Raw genomic sequence first — 16,422 nt, forward strand, 5'->3', positions numbered from 1 at the left:
GCCGATTTTCCCGCCGGCAAGGGCGGATTGGCGCGGAGCGTTTGCTTTTCAGGCGCGCGGGCGGTGGCCGTCCCGGGGAATAAAACAAGTTATGCGCGTCCCTTCGTTTTCGACGCTGTCAATATCGATTTTGCCCTGGTGCGCTTCCGCAATATGTTTTACTATGGCAAGGCCGAGCCCGGCGCCGCCGGTCTTTTTGGAGCGGGATTTATCCGCCCGGTAGAAACGCTCGAATATGTGGCCGATGTGCCGCGCCGGTATGCCGATGCCGGTGTCGGCAACGGTTATCAGGCAAAATTCGTTCTCATCCGACAATTCTATGTCCACCCGGCCGCCTTCCCGGTTGTATTTGACGGCGTTATCGATCAGATTGTAAAAAAGCCGGTCAAGCATGTTCCGGTTGGCCGCTATGTAAAAAGGCGGGCCGTCTTTTATGTTTATGGACACGCTGCGCCCGGCGGCCTTTTCTTTCAGGCCGGCGGCCGCTTCTTCCGCGACCGCGCGAAGATCGAAAGCGGCGCATTCGCCTGTCGCCGCCCCTTCGTCAAATTCCGCGATCATTATTATGTCTTCGATGATGTTTATGAGCCTTTTGGCCTGGGCATGGATTTTTTGCGCGAAAACCCGCGCGTCCTCCTCTTTGGCCGTCCGGTCGGCAATCATTTCCGCGAGGGCGCTAATGGTGGTAAGCGGGGTTTTCAGTTCGTGCGACACATTGGCGGAAAACTCTTTGCGCTGCTCTTGCGCCGCGTGCCATTCGGTCGTATCGATGAACAAAACGGCCGCGCCGCCCTTGTTTTCCCCTTCGCGGATCGGGTTACAGAAAACGCTGTATGTTTTGCGGCCGCGGCGCAGGACGGTTTGGGTCTCCTGCCCGGCCAGGCAGGTTTTCAGCCTCTCGAGGAATCCGGTGTCGCGGCAAAGCTGTATGATGTTTTTCCCGGGGGGGCAAGGATCGCCGAAAAGGCCGGCAACGCTTTTGTTGGCCATGACGACCGTTGATTTTCTGTCGACGATCAACAGGCCTTCCCGCATGTTGTCGGTAACCGTCCGCAAAATGGCTGTTTTGGTCTCCAGCGCCGCAAAGTGTTCCGCTATTTCTTTTTTCTGGGCGGCGATTTTTCGCAAAAAAGGCAAAAATTCATCGTAAGTGTCCGTTTCTTCGGCTTCTATGTCGATGCGGTCTATTTTGCCGACGATTTTGCCGGTGAGCCAGCGGGACAGGACGAAAGAAACAAAAACGGCTGGCAGCAGGCAGCCGACAAGCGCGGGGAAAAAGCTCCAGGCCATTTTGTCGATAAGGTCGGCCGTAACCGCCAAGCGCAGTATGTTGCCGCCCGGAAGCGCCACGGCGTAATAATGCGTAACCTTGCCCAAGGTTTCGGAAAAGCGGCTGACGCTGCCTGTACCTTTTCGCGCGGCATCAATTATTTCCTCCCGGTCTTTATGGCTGTCAAGACTGCCGGGATCGGCAAAATTGTCAAATATTACTTTTCCCGTAGGATCAATGTAAGATAGGCGAAGGGTTTTCAAGCTTTCTTTAATTTGCGTTTCCAAGCGGCCGCTGAAAACCGCGCTTAAAGACACGGCGAAAAAGAGCAGCATAAAAACGGCGGAAAAAACCATGAAACAGAAGATGCGCTTTTGCAAGGATTTTATTCTCCTATTTTATACCCAACATTGCGTACGGTCTTTATGTGTTTGCCGGCCGCGCCCATTTTTTGCCGCAGCGATTTGATATGCGCGTCGACCGTGCGGCTTTCGCCTTCAAATTCCTGCCCCCATACCATCTCCATGAGTTTGTCCCGGCTAAGGACAATGTCCGTGTTCAGCAGGAGGTATTGCAACAGTTCAAATTCCGTAAAGGTCAGCGAAATTTTGTGCCCGTCCACGGCGGTAAAGTGCCGCTTGCTGTCCAGCACAATGTTTTGGTAAACGAGCGGGCCGTCGTCTTTTTCGTGCGCGCCGGTTCGGCGCAGGACGGCGTTGACGCGTGCGACGAGTTCGGTTACGCCGAAGGGTTTGGCTATGTAGTCGTCCGCGCCGAGGTCAAGGCCCTTTACCTTGTCAAATTCGCTGCTTTTGGCGCTCAGCATGATGACCGGTACGGTACGGTAGCGGCTGTGCGCGCGCAGCTTTTTCAGTATGAGAAAACCGTCGCAGACCGGCAGCATAATGTCCAGTAAGATGATGTCAGGCAGGAGGGCGCTTTTTTCCAGCTCTCGGAAAAAAGGCTCCCCGCTCTCGAAGCCTTCGCACAAAAAGCCATGCGACTTCAAGGCATAAAGGACAAGATCGCGTATGTCTTCGTCGTCTTCAATGAAAACCGCTTTCGCCGGCATGGCGCACCGCCCCTTAGGTTGCCTTTTGCTCTTTTTGCCCGGCCGGGCCGCCTGTTATATAAAATATGATCCAGCCCGCGATGTTCACGGCGTGATCGCCGATTCTTTCCAGATACTTGGCGATCATGATCAAATTTATCGCCTGTTCCGCCCCGCCGCCGTCTTTTCTGATCAACTCGATGAGGTTGAGCCTGGCTTTCGCGAACAGATCGTCCACCACGTCGTCATAGGCAATGACCTGTTCGGCCAGCCGCGCGTCTTTGTGCACAAACGCGTCTATGCAGCCTGTAACCATTTTTTGGGCGGCCTCGCTCATGCGCAGCACATATTCAAGTTTGCCGCTGTAGGGCGGCTCGTTCAGGGCGGCGGCCAGTTCCGCGATGTTTACGGCCTGGTTGCCTATGCGCTTTAAGTCGGTGCTCATCTTGAGCACCGAGGATATGAGCCGCAAATCTGTGGCCACGGGTTGCTGATGCAACAGTAGCTTTAGGCACAGGCTCTCTATTTCCTTTGTTTTATTGTCGACGTCCTGGTCAAGGGCGATCGCCTGTCCGGCGAGCGCGGCGTCCGGTTTTTCCAGCGCTTCCGCGCTGGCGGCGATCGCCGTCTCCGCCAGCGCGCCCATTTCCGTAAGCATGGCGCTTAAAATGGACAGTTGTTCTTCAAATTTTCCGCGCATCACCCAAACCTCCCCGTGATGTAGTCTTCGCACCTTTTGTCCTTGGGGACGGAAAATACTCGTTCGGTAGCGCCGTATTCCACCAAAACGCCCAGGAGAAAAAAGGCCGTTTTGTCAGATATGCGGGCCGCCTGCTGCATGTTGTGGGTAACGATGACGACGGTGTAATTTTTCTTTAAGTCCACCGCCAGATCTTCGATTTTGGCGGTGGATATGGGATCGAGGGCGGAGGTCGGCTCGTCCATCAAGATGACTTCCGGCGACACGGCCAGTGCCCGCGCGATGCACAGCCGCTGCTGCTGTCCCCCGGAGAGGCTGAGGGCAGTTTTGTGCAGTCGGTCTTTTACTTCGTCCCAAATAGCCGCGTCCCGCAGGGCTTTTTCAATGACCTCGTCAAGTTTGCGCTTGGCCGTTATCCCGTGCGTGCGCGCCCCGAAAGCGATATAGTCATAAATGGTCATGGGGACGGGGTTGGGCTTTTGAAATACCATGCCGACCCTTTTGCGCAGGCGGTTGACGTCAGGGTCTTTGTAAATGTCTTTGCCGTCAAGCCTTATGCTGCCGCTGATTTTGCAGCCGTCCACTAAGTCGTTGAGGCGGTTGAGGCTTTTGAGCAGGGTGGATTTGCCGCAGCCGGACGGGCCGATGAAGGCCGTAACTTCGTTTTCTGCGATGTCCATGGAAATGTTGTGCAATGCTTTAAAATTATTGTACCACAACTGCACGTTGCTTAAATTAAATTTGTCCATGCGGTTCAGTCCTTTTTGATCTGTTTTGTCATTATTGCCGCCAGAAAGTTCAGCAAAATCACCGTCAGCAGGAGTATGACCGCCGTGGCGTAGGCCTGGCCGCTGTAGAGCCCTTCGCTGGAGAGGGCGTACATGTGTACGGACAATGTCCGGCCGGACGAAAAAAGATTTTGCGGTATTTGCGCCACCGTCCCCGCCGTGTAGATAAGCGCGGCGGTTTCGCCCGCGATCCTGCCGATGGCCAAAATCACGCCCGCGAGTATGCCGGGCGCGGCCGACGGCAGCACGACTTTAAACACCGTGCGCAGCTTGCCCGCGCCCAGCCCGAAAGCGCCTTCCCGGTAGATGTCGGGCGTGGCTTTGAGGCTTTCTTCGGTTGTCCGCACCAACAAAGGCAAAATCATTATGGAAACCGTAAATGTCCCGGCCAGCAAGGAAAACCCCCAACCCAGCCAGATGACGAAAAAAAGCATCCCGAACAGGCCGTAGACGATTGAGGGTATGCCGGCCAAGGTCTCCATCGTTACGCGGATGACGCGCACGAGCCGGTTGCCCCGCTTGGCGTACTCGACCAAGTAAATGGCGGTAAATATGCCTATCGGCGCGCTTACGGCGAGCGAAAGGATTATCATGAAAATGGTGGTCAAAAGCGCGGGGAAAAGCGACACGTTTTCCGTATTATAAGAAAACGCGAACAAAGACGGCGTTATGTAAGCCGCGCCGTTTATCGCGACATAGCCGATCAGGAAAAACAGGGCGGCAAAAGTAAAAAAGGCGGACAGGCAAGAGAGGGTGAAATAAAACAAGTCCCATGGTTTTTTTGTCATTTTTGCCCTCCGGTTTGCAAAGAAGAAAACAAAAGGTTGATAATGAGTATAAAGACAAACAGCACGACGCCCGTTCCGATCAGCGCCCCCCTGTGCAGGTCGGCCGCGTAGCCCATTTCAAGGACTATGTTGGCGGTGAGGGTGCGCGCGCCCCGCAGTATCCCCACCGGCGCGCGCGCTTGGTTGCCCGCGACCATGATCACCGCCATAGTCTCCCCGACGGCTCGGCCGATTCCAAGCACAATGGCCGCCAGCACCCCCGATTTCGCGGCCGGCAGCAGCACGGCGAAAATTATTCGCTCCCGGCTCGCGCCAAGCGCCGCCGCCCCATCGTACAATTCGGGCGCCAGAGCGTTCAGGGCGCTTTCCGTAATGCAGATGATGGTCGGCAGGATCATTAGCGCCAACAGGATGGACGCGGTCAGTATGCTGCTGCCGCTGCCGCCAAAAAAGAACCTGATCAGCGGCGCTATCGTAACAATGCCGAAGAAACCGTAAACGATCGAGGGAATGCCGGCCAACAGTTCCACCAGCGGCTGCAGAAAGCGGCAAAGCCCTTTTGGGCACAGCTTGGACATGAATACCGCCGTCAGCACGCCGATGGGCGCTCCCAGCAAAACAGCGCCGCCGGTGATGTAAACGCTGCCGAGGATCATGGGGTAGATGCCGAAAGACGGCGGCACATCGTTAGGCGCCCACTCTTCGCCGAACAAGAAGTTGCCCAGCCCTATTTCCCAGATCGCCGGCAAGCCGTTGGCAAACAAAAACAGGCAGATCAGCGCGACCGCTAAAACAGAGGTCAGCGCTGAACAAATGAAAACTGCCCGCATAAAGTGTTCTTTACGGTTATTCACCGATCTGGCTCCAATATTCGAGCGCGCCGGTGAAAACATCTTTGATCTGGCGGCTGGTCATGCCGCTGACGGGATTTTCCCGGTTGACGATCACGGCTATGCCGTCAAGGGCGATGGGGATGGCTTTAAGCCGCTCCAATTCGCTGCTTTTAAGATCGCGGCTCGCCATGCCTATGTCGCAGGAACCATTTATCGCTGCCAGCATCCCGGACGTGGAGTCGCTCATCTGAATTTCGATGGCAGCGGCGGGATTTAAGGCGATATAGGCTTCTTTGAGTTTTTCCATGATCGGCGTTACGGAAGAAGAACCGGCGACCGTTATTTTGCCGGACGGCCTTGAGCCTTTGTAGGCGGCGGCCGCGCTGTTTACGGGGATGTAGCCGTTCGAGACGACCTTTTGGCCTTCGGCGGAGAGGATGAACCCGATGAAATCACCGGCCAGGGCGCTTAGGTTGCTGCCGGTCGCCAGCATGAAAGGGCGCGAAATCTTGTACGAGCCGTTTTTCACGTTGCCGGTGGTAGCCGCCACGCCGTCGACGATCAAGGCTTTGACGCTGCTGTTTAGCGATCCGAGCGAGATATAGCCGATAGCGTAAGGGGCGTTGGCCACATTGGAAATCATTACGTCGGTTTTATTGGCGATGATCGCCTCTTTGGTGGTCATGTCCTTGCGCGCGCCGTCCGGCGTCCTGGCCTCGATCCCCAATAGCTCAATAAAAGCCCCCCTGGTGCCGCTGCCGCTCTCGCGGGAAACCACCGTTATGCTTTTGCCCCTTTCAAAGGCCGCTTGCGCCTTCCCCCGGGAAAATGCCGCGAACAACGTGAACAGCGCCAGCAATAAAATACCTGCTTTTAGTAACCTGTGCATAATTACCCCTTCTTTCCCTGTTTATTCCGGGCGGACAGTTCCGCCCCGGCATATTCAAAGTATATTCGCCCGATGTAAAAAGCAAACGCGGGGTTTTGTGAAAAACAGGTAAAATATCGTTCGGTGGAAAAGGCGTCCGAAAACATAAAGAACCATCCCCGGCCGGCATTGCCGGCCGGGGATGGTTCTTAGGGCAAAAAGCGGGCGCCGCGCGGCTTAGTCCGCCCGGGGCGGCGGATTATGCTCGGGGGCGCCGCCTGTTTTATTGCGCAGCCCGAGCCTTTCCGTGATCCATTCCACGATGACAAAAAGCACTGGTATGATGAAAATGCCCAAAGAGGTGGCGATCGTCATGCCGCCCACGACCGCCGTGCCCATGGCGTTTCTCGCCCCCGCCCCGGCGCCGCTGGCGGCTATCAGCGGTATACAGCCGATGATAAAGGCGAGCGAAGTCATAAGAATGGGGCGCAGCCTGAGCTTTGAAGCCTCAATGGCGGCTATGAGCGGCGGCATGCCGTTATCTACTCTTACCTTCGCGAACTCGACGATGAGTATGGCGTTTTTTGCGGCCAGGCCGATCAGGGCGATGACGCCGATTTGCATATAAACGCTGTTTTCCAGGCCGGCGGCGTATTGCGACAAAAACGCGCCGAAGATGGCGGTGGGGACGGACAAAAGAACGGCGTAAGGGACGGACCAGCTTTCATAAAGCGCCGCCAGGCACAGAAACACAAAGACCAGTGCCAGGGCCATTATTTGTTCGGCGGCGGCGCCGGCTTTTTTCTCTTCGCGGCTTTGCCCGGACCATTCCACGGCAAAACCGGGCGGCAGTTCAGCCGCGGCTAAAGACTCCATGGCCGCTATGGCCTGGCCGGAACTGTAGCCGGGCGCGACCGAACCGTTTACCGGCAGGCTGCGGGCGGCGTTGAAACGGGAGATGTTGGACGGCGCGGTGGTTATCTTTGGCGTAACGAGCGTATTGAGCGGAATCATGGCGCCATTGGCCGAACGGACGTAAATGAAGCGCAAAGCCTCCGTTTCGCCGCGGTAAGGGGAGGCGGCCTGTATGGATACCCTGTAGGCGCGGCCGAAGAGATTGAAGTCGTTAATTTCCGCGCCGCCGAAATTGACCTGCATGGCATCGAATATGTCTTTTAGCGGCACGCCCAGCGCCTTTGCTTTTTCGCGGTCGACTTCAAACTCTATGGCCGGCGCTTTGGCGCTGTAGGTGGTATAGACGCCGGTTACGCCGGCGGTGCGGGTGTTGGCGGCCAAAAGCAGCTTGTCGAGCGCGGCGGCGGTTTCTTCGTCGCCGTGGCCGACGATGTCCTGCAACACCATCGTAAAGCCCCCGACCATGCCAAGGCCGGGCAGGGACGGCGGGTTCATGGCGATTACGGACGCTTCGGGATAGTTGTGCGCTTTTTCCATTACACGGGCGATGATAGCGTTTATCCGCATAGCGGCGCTTTTGCGCTCCGACCAGTCGGTAAGGCTGATGAACATGGTGCCGGCGCTGGTTTTGGCGCCATCGGATAAAACGTCAAACCCGGAAATCGCCATTACCTGCTTTACGCCGGGGATGGTTTGCACGTCCTTGCCGAAGCGGTCCATAAAGTCTATCGTCCTGTTCATGCTGGCTCCGTCCGGCAGGCTGGCGGACGCTATGACGAAAGCCTGATCTTCTTCCGGAATGAAAGTGGAGCGCACGGTTTTGACGAGCACGCCCGTAAAGGCGAATACGATCAGGAGGAATATGACCACATATTTGGCGCATCCGATGAGTTTTTGCACGGTTTGACCGTAAGATTCGGTCATGCGCTCAAACCAGGCGTTGAACTTTGTGAAAAACCCGCCCAAAAATCCGCCCGCCTGTTCCTTGTGCGGCTTTAAAAGCGATGCGCACAGGGCGGGGGTCAGAGAAAGGGCGATGAAAGCCGAAAGCCCCACGGAAATGGCGATGGTCAGGGCGAACTGGCGGTACAGAACGCCCAGCATGCCGCCCAGAAAAGCTACCGGTATGAATACCGACGAAAGGACAAAGGCGATGGCCACAACCGGCCCGGAAACTTCGGCCATGGCGCGGCGGGTGGCTTCGCGCGGGCTGAGGTTGTTTGCCCGCATGTGATGCTCGACCGCTTCAATCACGACGATCGCATCGTCAACTACCAGGCCGATGGCCAAGACCATGGCGAAAAGGGTCAAAGTGTTTATGGTAAAGCCCAGCGCCACGAAAGAGGCAAAAGTGCCGATGAGCGAAACCGGCACCGCCAGTATGGGGATAAGCGTTGCCCGCCAGCTTTGCAGGAAGACGAACACTATGACGATTACCAGAAAAAGCGCTTCAAAAAAGGTCATGGCGACTTCTTCCAGAGATGACGATATATATTCGGTATTGTCAACTACTACGGCGTATTCCGCATCGGGAGGCAAATCGGCGGCCGCGCGCGCCAGCGTTTCTTTTACTTCGCCGATGGTCTTTAGGGCGTTGGCGTCGCTGGTAAGCTGCACGGCCAATCCAAGCGCGTTCTTTCCGTTGAGTTTGGAATCGAAGGTCAGTACCCGGCCGGCGTTTTCGATATGGGCCAGGTCTTTCAAAAATATGAAGGAACCGTTGGGATTGGCCCTGACGATGATGTCGCCAAATTCCTCGATGCTTTCCAGCCGCCCTCTCGCTCGCCCGGTATACTGCACTTCCTGCTTGCTGTCCACGGGCATGCCGCCGATCGTGCCGGCCGCCGCCTGCATGTTTTGATCTTGTACGGCGGCGATTACATCGTTGACCGTAAGGTTAAGTTCCGCCAGCCGGTCGGGGTTAATCCAGATGCGCCTGGCCAGGTCGGAACCGAAGACCATGACGTCGCCGACGCCGTTGACCCGCTTTATCGCGTCAAGCACATATATTTTTACATAATTGTACAAAAAGGTACTGTCGTGCGTACCCTGCGGGGAATAGAAAGTAACGATCAGCGACATATCGGCGGCGGCTTTTTTGGTTACTATGCCGTATTCCCGGACTTCGGCAGGGAGGCTGGCGTTAGCCTGGGAAACATTGTTTTGCACTTTTACGGAGGCTATGTCGCCGTCCATCCCGAGTTCAAACACCACCGACAGGCTGTAGCGGCCGGCATCGTCTGACATGGACGACATGTAGTCCATGCCCTGCACGCCGTTTACCTGCTCTTCTATGACCTGGGCGACCGACTGGTTTACCGCGCCGGCATTGGCGCCTATGTAAGTCGTCTCTACAGAAACCGTTGGCGGCTGGATTTGCGGATACTGGGCAATCGGCAGGTTCAACCCGGCGATAGAGCCGCTGATCACGATGAGGACAGAAATGACTATCGCGAAAATCGGGCGGTCAATGAAAAATTTTGCCACTTTCCCTACCTCCTGGATTACTCAAAAACAAGGTTTAAATCTTCCGGCCGCACAAGGGACGGCGTTACGACCTGGCCGTCCCTGACTTTGGCCAGCCCTTCCACGATGACGGCCTCGCCGGCGGACAGGCCGGTTTCCACTATCTGGAAACTGCCGGTTTTTCTGCCCAAGGTTATTTGCCTTGCCGCCACTTTGTTTTCGGCGGTCAAGGTCATAACATAGGACTTGTCAAGCACTTGCTGCACCGCGCGCTGCGGGGCCAGGACGGCGGCTTTGGCGGGCGCGCCCGCTATCCGCGCGCGGACGAACATGCCGGGGACAAGGGTTCCGCCGGGATTGGCGAAAGAAGCTTTTATTATAATAGTGCCGCTGTTGTTGTCGAGCGCGCGGTCTATCTGCGCGACTTGCCCGGGCAGCGGGTAAGTTTCGCCGTTTGACAAGGTTATGTCGACGCGCCCCCCCCAGCCCTCGGACAGGTCGCCGCCGTAGGCGCGGCTTAGGCCGAGATATTCTGTTTCGCTCATATTGAACACGGCAAATACCGGGTCTATGACGTCAACCGTTACCAGCGGCGCGCCGCCCGGCTGTACATAAGTGCCGACGCTGACATCGTCTACGCGCAGCCGCCCGTCAATGGGCGAGGCGATGAGCGTGTCGCTCAAGTCGTCGCGCGCCTTCTGCAAAATGGCCGCCTGCGCGTCCACTATCGCCTGTTGTTGGCGTTCGTTCGCCTCCTGCGCCGTCAGAGCCTGTTCGGCGATGGCGGACGCATTGTAAAGCTCGCGGTATCTTTGCGTGTCGATTTTTGTGTTGTTTAAAACCGCCTGCGCCTGGGCAAGCTGGGCTTGGGCCGACAAAAGGGCGCTGACATACGGGCGGCTGTCGATTTTAAAAAGCGGCTGGCCTTTTTTGACCGACTGCCCGCCGGCGATCAGCTTTTCCGTTACATGGCCGGATACCCTGGACTGAACGCGCACTTCGTTTTTCCCCTGTATTTGCCCGGCATATTCGTTGACGATGCTGACGTCTTTTTTGACGGCCGCCATTGTTTTTACCGGGACGGGCGGCGGCGCGGGCGGCGCGCTTCTGCCGCAGCCGGCCAAAACAAACAGCGCGGCTGCGATCGCCGGTACGCGCCGAAATTTTTTCATAGTAGAACTCATTGCCTGATCCTCCTTAAAAACCGCAAATCTGCTAAAGAACGTGATTCCGTGAACCGCTCCGCGCGGGGGCGGCATTTGCCGCTTGCGGTCAGGGCGTTGATATATTATCCTAACACAAAACAACGCAAAAGGAAAGAGGCGAAAATCGCCGCCGCGAAAGAAGCGCTGGGCAGTCAGTTTGCGGCCGTCCGGCCCCTTGCGGAAAAAACGCGGAAAAGCCGCTTTGGCAAGGGCCTTACAAAAAACAATGACAACCTTTTGCTCCGGGCGGCCGACGTCTGCCTCAAAGAAAACCGCCGGGTGATAATCGTGCCGCGCGAGATGCCTTTGAGCCGGATACACCTGCGCAACATCAAAGAGGCCGCCGACAACGGCTGCGTTGTGTTCCCGCCCATGCGGACCTTTTATGGCGGCGTCAATTCCGTGGAAAAGCAAATACAGCATATAATCGGCAAGCTTTTTATGCAGTTGGGGATTGTTTGCGGGAAAATGGCCGTTTGGGAGGGACGTTGAAAATGCTGAAAATTTTGCGGGTTGAAACAGGAGAAGGCGCGCATCAAAGTAGCCGCGGCCGCGCCTGAAAAAAGACGGCGGCATGTCGGCCAGCGCGTCCGTATTGCGCGTAATGGGGCATAAAGACGATCTGCCGGCCCAGGCGGCGGCTTTGCGTCCGCTTGCGAAAATGCGGGCAGGGGGAAATTTTCCGTCCGCGGCAGGTTGAGCATTGGACAACGGCCATGTATTTAGGATAAAATAAATAGCGGACGATAACATTCAGAGAAAAAAATTGGAAAGCAGTGATTTTATGAATATTCAGGTACAGGTATTGGGCGCTTTGCCGGACGGGCAGCGGGAATTGGCCGTGCTGGCGGGAAAAGTCGGAAAAAAGGCGGCGGTTTCTTCCCTTTTGCCCGGGGCTTTGAAGGCAAAAGTTCTGTCAATTTTAAAAGAAGAGCCGGAATTGACGGAATTTGGCCGGGAATGTTTTTTCTACGTGGACGGCCGGCCGGCAATCAAATTGCTGCTGGCCGGGGCCGGCGCCATAGAAGAATTTACTCAGGAGAAGTCGCGTACGCTGGGCGGCAATATAGCCCGTGCCTGCGCCGCCGGCAAACAGCGCTCGCCGGCCGTTTGTTTCCCGGACGCCCTGGCCGGCGATGGCGGCAGGATAGGCGCCTTTGCGGAAGGAGCCATTTTGGGCGGCTATGTATTCGATCGGTATAAAACCGAAAAAAATTCGGAAACGCTGAACAAAGTCCTCTTGGCGGTTTCCGGCGCGGCGGGCATCGAAACGGCGGTTAAAGAAGCCGAATGTATCGGCGCGAGCGTCAACCTGGCCCGCGATTTGATCAACAGCCCGGCCAACGTGATCTACCCGGAAAGCTTGGCGCGGGAAGCGGAAAAAATGGCCGCCGAGGCGGGAGTGGCCTTAAAAATACTCGAAGAACAGGATATGGAAAAGTTAGGGATGGGAGCTTTGCTCAGCGTGTCCAAAGGTTCCGCGCAGCCACCCAAACTTTTGGTGCTCGAATACGTGGGCAAGGGCAAAGGCGGAGAAAAAATCGCCTTTGTGGGCAAGGGCGTTACTTTTGATTCCGGCGGCATTTCCATCAAACCGGCGGCGGGCATGGGCGACATGAAGAACGACATGGGCGGCGCGGCCGTTGTCTTGGCTGCGGTTTGCGCGATCGCCCGGCTGAAATTGCCGATAAACATCGTCGGCGTCATTCCCTGCGTAGAGAATATGCCGTCAGGGACTGCTTCGCGGCCCGGCGATATAGTAACGTCCGCCTCCGGCAAGACGATTGAAATAATATCGACCGACTGCGAAGGGCGAATGATTTTGGCGGACGCGGTCTGGTACGCGGGGGCGAAACTGTCCGCAGCGAAGATAATCGACATAGCCACTTTGACCGGCGCGGCATCCATCGCGCTCGGCGATTTCGTCGCCGGCGTGGTGGCCAGCAACCAGGAATTGTGCGACAGGGTAGTTGCCGCCGGCAGGATAAGCGGGGAAAGATGTTGGCAGATGCCGAGCTTTGATGAATTTAAAGAATACAATAAAAGCGACGTCGCCGACATCAAAAACAGCGGCGGCCGCAATGGCGGGATGATTACGGGCGGCATGTTTATCGGTGAATTTACCGATAAGCCTTGGGTACATATTGACATAGGCAATACCGACATGGCGAAAAAAACTGTCGGCTACGCCGTAAAAGGCGCCAGCGGTTTCGGCGTCAGGCTGCTTATCCAAACGGCCAGGCAGGTGCTGGCGTGTTAGTCGATTTTCACTGCCATACGACAATTTCCGACGGCGTATATTCGCCGTCGGAAATTGTCCGTATGGCGGGCGCGGCCAAAATAGCCGCGCTGGCGATAACCGACCATGACGCCGTGAGCGGCTGCCGGGAAGCCGCAGATACAATAAAACGGGAAAAAATACCTTTGTCGCTGGTAAACGGAGTGGAGTTTTCCATTGAAGCCGGCGCAGACGAAGTGCATATGCTGGCCTTGGCCATAGATGATCAGGAGCCGCGGCTTTTGGAGCGGTTGCGCGCTTTCGACGCCGACCGCGAAAGCCGGGTGCATAAAATTTTGGCCAAACTGGAAAAGCTTGGCTACAACCTCACGCCAAAGGAGGTTTTCGCGGCGGCGGGCGATGGCGCAAAAGCTCTCGGGCGGCCGCATGTCGCCGCCGCGCTGGTACAAAGGGGCTATTTCCGTTACGTGCACGAAGCTTTCGACAAATTGCTTTATAATAACGGGCCGGCGTATGTTGCGCATTTAAAGCCGTCGCTTGAGGAAGCGATTGCGCTGGCGCATGCCGCCAAAGGCCTGGCGGTTATGGCGCATCCTTACGGGATAAAAGATCAGGGCGTGCTGGAGGAAGCCGCGCGGCTCGGCGTAGACGCGATAGAGGCTTATTATCCGCAGCATACGCCGGAACAGGTAAAGCATTACAAAGCGTTCGCGCGGCTTCATGGGTTAAAAATAAGCGGCGGCTCGGATTTTCATGGCATAAAAAACAAATATCCCCATAAACTTGGCGTTTACGCAATATCCGCAGAATTATTGAATTTGTGGTGAAAATACGCAATATATGATAATATTAGAAGAAAGACAATCTTGACCGCAGGAAAGGCGTTGGCGTGGAAGTAGTGGCGTTTGTCGGCCCGGCCGGAACAGGCAAAAGTTATAAAGCGCAAAAGATCGCCCGCGATGAAGGCGCCGATGCGATTATTGACGATGGGCTGCTTATCCGTGAAGGGAAAATATGGGCGGGGATTTCCGCCAAAAACGAGCAAAATCGTATAATGGCCGTGAAAAGGGCTATTTTTAATGATGACGCTCACGTTAAAGCCGTGCGCGAAGCCGTAATGCGGGCAAAGCCGGAAAAAATACTGATCCTTGGGACATCCGAGGCCATGGTTAGGCGCATTGCCGGAAAGCTTGGCATGCCGGAGCCGAATAAATTCATCGACATAGAGGACGTATCGACCAAACGCGAAATTGCCCGCGCCAAAGACAGCCGTTACAAAGAAGGCAAACATGTCGTGCCCGTCCCGGCGGTGGAATTAAAGCCGCATTACTCGGGCTACTTTATAGATCCTTTTCGCGGCTTTTTTTCCCAAAGCCGCCATACGCACGACTATGCCGCAAAGTCAATAGTCCGGCCGACTTTCAGCATGTACGGGAAAATGCTGATAGCCGATTCGGCGATTGAGGACATAGTCAAGTTGTCGGCGGCTGAGATAAAGGAAATTAAAGGCGTGCTCAGCGTAAACATAAGAAAATCGGAAAAGGAAAACAACGGCGGCATTTTCATTAACGTGGAGACCGTTTTGCTCTACGGGACGGTTATCAACGAAGTGGCCGCCGTGGCGCGGCGCTTAATCAAGCAGCAGGTGGAATTGATGACCTTGATTGACGTGATTGCCGTAAACGTGTTCGTCCGCCGTCTGGCAGTCAGGTGATTTTTCAGGCGTGAGGCCGGCTTTTTTGAGAATTTTCAGGAAGGAGATGCGTCATGTACAATCCGCGCGACAATTTGGTGCTGTTTTCCGGCTATGCCAAACTTCCCACAGGCATTACCGCCAGCGAAATGTATAAGCTTATCGGCATTGTCGTCTTGGTGGACATCAGTACCGGCGTGGTAGTGGAGGCCGATTGCACGCTGGCTACGGAACTGGCCAGGCGGCATGTTTCAAAATCCATCGCGGGTTATGATTTGAACCGAGGCAACGAGCCTTTGCAGCAGATGCTCGACAAAGTATATCAAGGCAGCGCGAAAAAAGCGGTAACGACTGTTATCAGAATCATTTATGACAAGTACCGCAGTTACAAACAGGAAATGGCGCAAGACGCCAAAGACGAGACTTGACAGCGAAACGGGGCGGTTGCGGCGCTGGGCGAGCGGGGGGAGGATGTTATGCCGGTACAAGGCGATAAATCACTGGAATGGCTGAAGCGCTTTTCGGAAGCCAAAGGGGTAACAGGGTTTGAAAAAAGAATAAAAGCATTGCTGACAGAGCGCGTACAAGGCCTGGGGGATATTTCTTCCGACGGCCTCGGCAGCGTTGCCATAACGCACAAAGGCGCGGGCGGCGACGGGCCGCGGGTGATGATTGCGGCGCACATGGACGAAGTTGGGTTCATGGTAAAACATATAACCAAAGAAGGGTTTTTGAAATTCGTCCCTTTAGGCGGCTGGTGGGAGCAGGTGATGCTTGGGCAGAGGGTTACGGTTCACGCGGAAAAAGGCGACATCGTCGGTATCATCGGCAGCAAGCCGCCGCACATACTGACGGCGGAGGAACGCAAAAAAATAGTCGATAAAAAAGATATGTTCATAGACGTCGGGGCGGACGACGGCCAGGAAGTTACCGAAATCCTGGGCGTCAGGCCGGGCGATTTTGTTACGCCGGAATGTAGTTTTGCCGTTATGGGCAATAAAAACTACCTTTTGGGCAAGGCTTGGGACAACCGCGCCGGCTGCGCGATCATGGCGGAAGCGCTGGAGCGGCTTGTCGGCGAAGGCCATCCCAATACAATCTGCGCGGTGGGGACGGTTCAGGAAGAAGTCGGCTTGCGGGGCGCCATAACCTCCGCCAATATGTTGCGGCCAGATGTGGCCCTGGTGGTAGATACAGCCATCGCCGGCGGCACGCCGGGGATAAGCGACGATATAGCGTCGGCAAAACTGGGCGGCGGCATCGCCGTTACTATTTATGACGCTTCACTTGTCCCTAACACCGCTTTGCGCGATTTGACCATAGAAACGGCGCAAAAAGAAAAAATAAAATATCAGTTCGCTTTTTCCGAGGGCGGCGGAACCGACGGCGGCAAAATTCACCTTCAGGGGTCGGGCGTGCCGACTTTGACGTTAAGTCTGCCCACCCGTTATATCCACAGCCATCAAAGCATTATTCACTACCAGGATTACCAGGCGGCGGTCAGGCTTTTGACGGCGCTGGTCAAACGTTTGGACAAAAAGCTCTGCGAAGCTCTGCGCAGTTGACGCGCCGGGAGCAAAACGGCCGGGATTTAAGGAGGGTAAGA

The 16,422-nt window shown here is 55.7% G+C and carries 15 protein-coding genes; 6 read left to right on the forward strand and 9 right to left on the reverse strand.

The window, feature by feature from the left end; translation table 11 throughout:
- Positions 1 to 48: 48 nt before the first annotated feature.
- From LBO03_05465 to LBO03_05505, 9 genes are all read right to left on the reverse strand, one after another.
- Positions 49 to 1,650 carry a hypothetical protein gene (locus tag LBO03_05465; protein ID MDR3349036.1) on the reverse strand — a complete coding sequence of 534 codons (1,602 nt, stop codon included), beginning with the start codon at positions 1,648 to 1,650 and terminating at the stop codon, positions 49 to 51.
- A 5-nt stretch (positions 1,651 to 1,655) separates the two neighbouring features.
- Positions 1,656 to 2,342 carry a response regulator transcription factor gene (locus tag LBO03_05470; GenBank protein MDR3349037.1) on the reverse strand — a complete coding sequence of 229 codons (687 nt, stop codon included), beginning with the start codon at positions 2,340 to 2,342 and terminating at the stop codon, positions 1,656 to 1,658.
- 13 nt (positions 2,343 to 2,355) lie between these two features.
- Entirely contained in the window at positions 2,356 to 3,021 is a 666-nt protein-coding gene (phoU, locus tag LBO03_05475) for a phosphate signaling complex protein PhoU (protein ID MDR3349038.1), read from the reverse strand.
- Entirely contained in the window at positions 3,021 to 3,770 is a 750-nt protein-coding gene (gene pstB / locus LBO03_05480; GenBank protein ID MDR3349039.1) for a phosphate ABC transporter ATP-binding protein PstB, read from the reverse strand. Before pstB ends, phoU begins: the two co-directional genes overlap by 1 nt.
- A gap of 5 nt (positions 3,771 to 3,775) precedes the next feature.
- Positions 3,776 to 4,597: a phosphate ABC transporter permease PstA gene (gene pstA, locus LBO03_05485; protein ID MDR3349040.1), complete on the reverse strand. Its 822-nt coding sequence runs from the start codon at positions 4,595 to 4,597 to the stop codon at positions 3,776 to 3,778.
- Positions 4,594 to 5,451: a phosphate ABC transporter permease subunit PstC gene (pstC, locus tag LBO03_05490; protein MDR3349041.1), complete on the reverse strand. Its 858-nt coding sequence runs from the start codon at positions 5,449 to 5,451 to the stop codon at positions 4,594 to 4,596. Before pstC ends, pstA begins: the two co-directional genes overlap by 4 nt.
- Complete coding sequence (locus tag LBO03_05495) at positions 5,444 to 6,319, reverse strand: substrate-binding domain-containing protein (GenBank protein ID MDR3349042.1); 876 nt, start codon at positions 6,317 to 6,319, stop codon at positions 5,444 to 5,446. The genes pstC and LBO03_05495 overlap by 8 nt, the downstream gene beginning before the upstream one ends.
- A gap of 216 nt (positions 6,320 to 6,535) precedes the next feature.
- Positions 6,536 to 9,700, reverse strand: coding sequence for a multidrug efflux RND transporter permease subunit (locus tag LBO03_05500; protein ID MDR3349043.1), 3,165 nt, complete (start codon positions 9,698 to 9,700; stop codon positions 6,536 to 6,538).
- Between the two features lie 17 nt (positions 9,701 to 9,717).
- Positions 9,718 to 10,863 (reverse strand): efflux RND transporter periplasmic adaptor subunit, encoded by a 1,146-nt coding sequence (locus tag LBO03_05505; protein ID MDR3349044.1) that lies wholly within the window; start codon positions 10,861 to 10,863, stop codon positions 9,718 to 9,720.
- A 75-nt stretch (positions 10,864 to 10,938) separates the two neighbouring features.
- Between LBO03_05505 and LBO03_05510 the strand changes: the two genes are divergently transcribed.
- The 6 genes from LBO03_05510 (at position 10,939) to LBO03_05535 (ending at position 16,381) form a co-directional block, all read left to right on the forward strand.
- Complete coding sequence (locus LBO03_05510) at positions 10,939 to 11,376, forward strand: hypothetical protein (GenBank protein ID MDR3349045.1); 438 nt, start codon at positions 10,939 to 10,941, stop codon at positions 11,374 to 11,376.
- Between the two features lie 292 nt (positions 11,377 to 11,668).
- Positions 11,669 to 13,144 (forward strand): leucyl aminopeptidase, encoded by a 1,476-nt coding sequence (locus LBO03_05515; GenBank protein MDR3349046.1) that lies wholly within the window; start codon positions 11,669 to 11,671, stop codon positions 13,142 to 13,144.
- Positions 13,138 to 13,950, forward strand: a complete 813-nt coding sequence (locus LBO03_05520; protein ID MDR3349047.1) for a PHP domain-containing protein — start codon at positions 13,138 to 13,140, stop codon at positions 13,948 to 13,950. Before LBO03_05515 ends, LBO03_05520 begins: the two co-directional genes overlap by 7 nt.
- Positions 13,951 to 14,012: 62 nt before the next feature.
- Complete coding sequence (locus LBO03_05525) at positions 14,013 to 14,837, forward strand: Asp23/Gls24 family envelope stress response protein (protein ID MDR3349048.1); 825 nt, start codon at positions 14,013 to 14,015, stop codon at positions 14,835 to 14,837.
- Positions 14,838 to 14,890: 53 nt separating this feature from the next.
- On the forward strand, positions 14,891 to 15,244 hold the full coding sequence (locus LBO03_05530; protein MDR3349049.1) for a DUF3870 domain-containing protein: 354 nt from the start codon (positions 14,891 to 14,893) through the stop codon (positions 15,242 to 15,244).
- Positions 15,245 to 15,292: 48 nt separating this feature from the next.
- A complete protein-coding gene (locus tag LBO03_05535) occupies positions 15,293 to 16,381 on the forward strand; it encodes a M42 family metallopeptidase (protein ID MDR3349050.1) in 1,089 nt (362 codons plus the stop codon).
- The last annotated feature ends 41 nt before the right edge of the window (positions 16,382 to 16,422 follow it).

This window comes from Acidaminococcales bacterium (assembly GCA_031290885.1).
Classification (GTDB): Bacteria; Bacillota; Negativicutes; order Acidaminococcales; family JAISLQ01; genus JAISLQ01.

Bases quoted from the DNA above. Each gene is read 5' to 3' on its own strand.
- LBO03_05505 (MDR3349044.1), bottom strand. From the start codon at position 10,863: ATGAGTTCTACTATGAAAAAATTTCGGCGCGTACCGGCGATCGCAGCC.
- LBO03_05535 (MDR3349050.1), top strand. From the start codon at position 15,293: ATGCCGGTACAAGGCGATAAATCACTGGAATGGCTGAAGCGCTTTTCG.
- LBO03_05470 (MDR3349037.1), bottom strand. From the start codon at position 2,342: ATGCCGGCGAAAGCGGTTTTCATTGAAGACGACGAAGACATACGCGAT.
- LBO03_05530 (MDR3349049.1), top strand. From the start codon at position 14,891: ATGTACAATCCGCGCGACAATTTGGTGCTGTTTTCCGGCTATGCCAAA.
- pstA (MDR3349040.1), bottom strand. From the start codon at position 4,597: ATGACAAAAAAACCATGGGACTTGTTTTATTTCACCCTCTCTTGCCTG.
- phoU (MDR3349038.1), bottom strand. From the start codon at position 3,021: ATGCGCGGAAAATTTGAAGAACAACTGTCCATTTTAAGCGCCATGCTT.
- pstB (MDR3349039.1), bottom strand. From the start codon at position 3,770: ATGGACAAATTTAATTTAAGCAACGTGCAGTTGTGGTACAATAATTTT.
- LBO03_05495 (MDR3349042.1), bottom strand. From the start codon at position 6,319: ATGCACAGGTTACTAAAAGCAGGTATTTTATTGCTGGCGCTGTTCACG.
- LBO03_05515 (MDR3349046.1), top strand. From the start codon at position 11,669: ATGAATATTCAGGTACAGGTATTGGGCGCTTTGCCGGACGGGCAGCGG.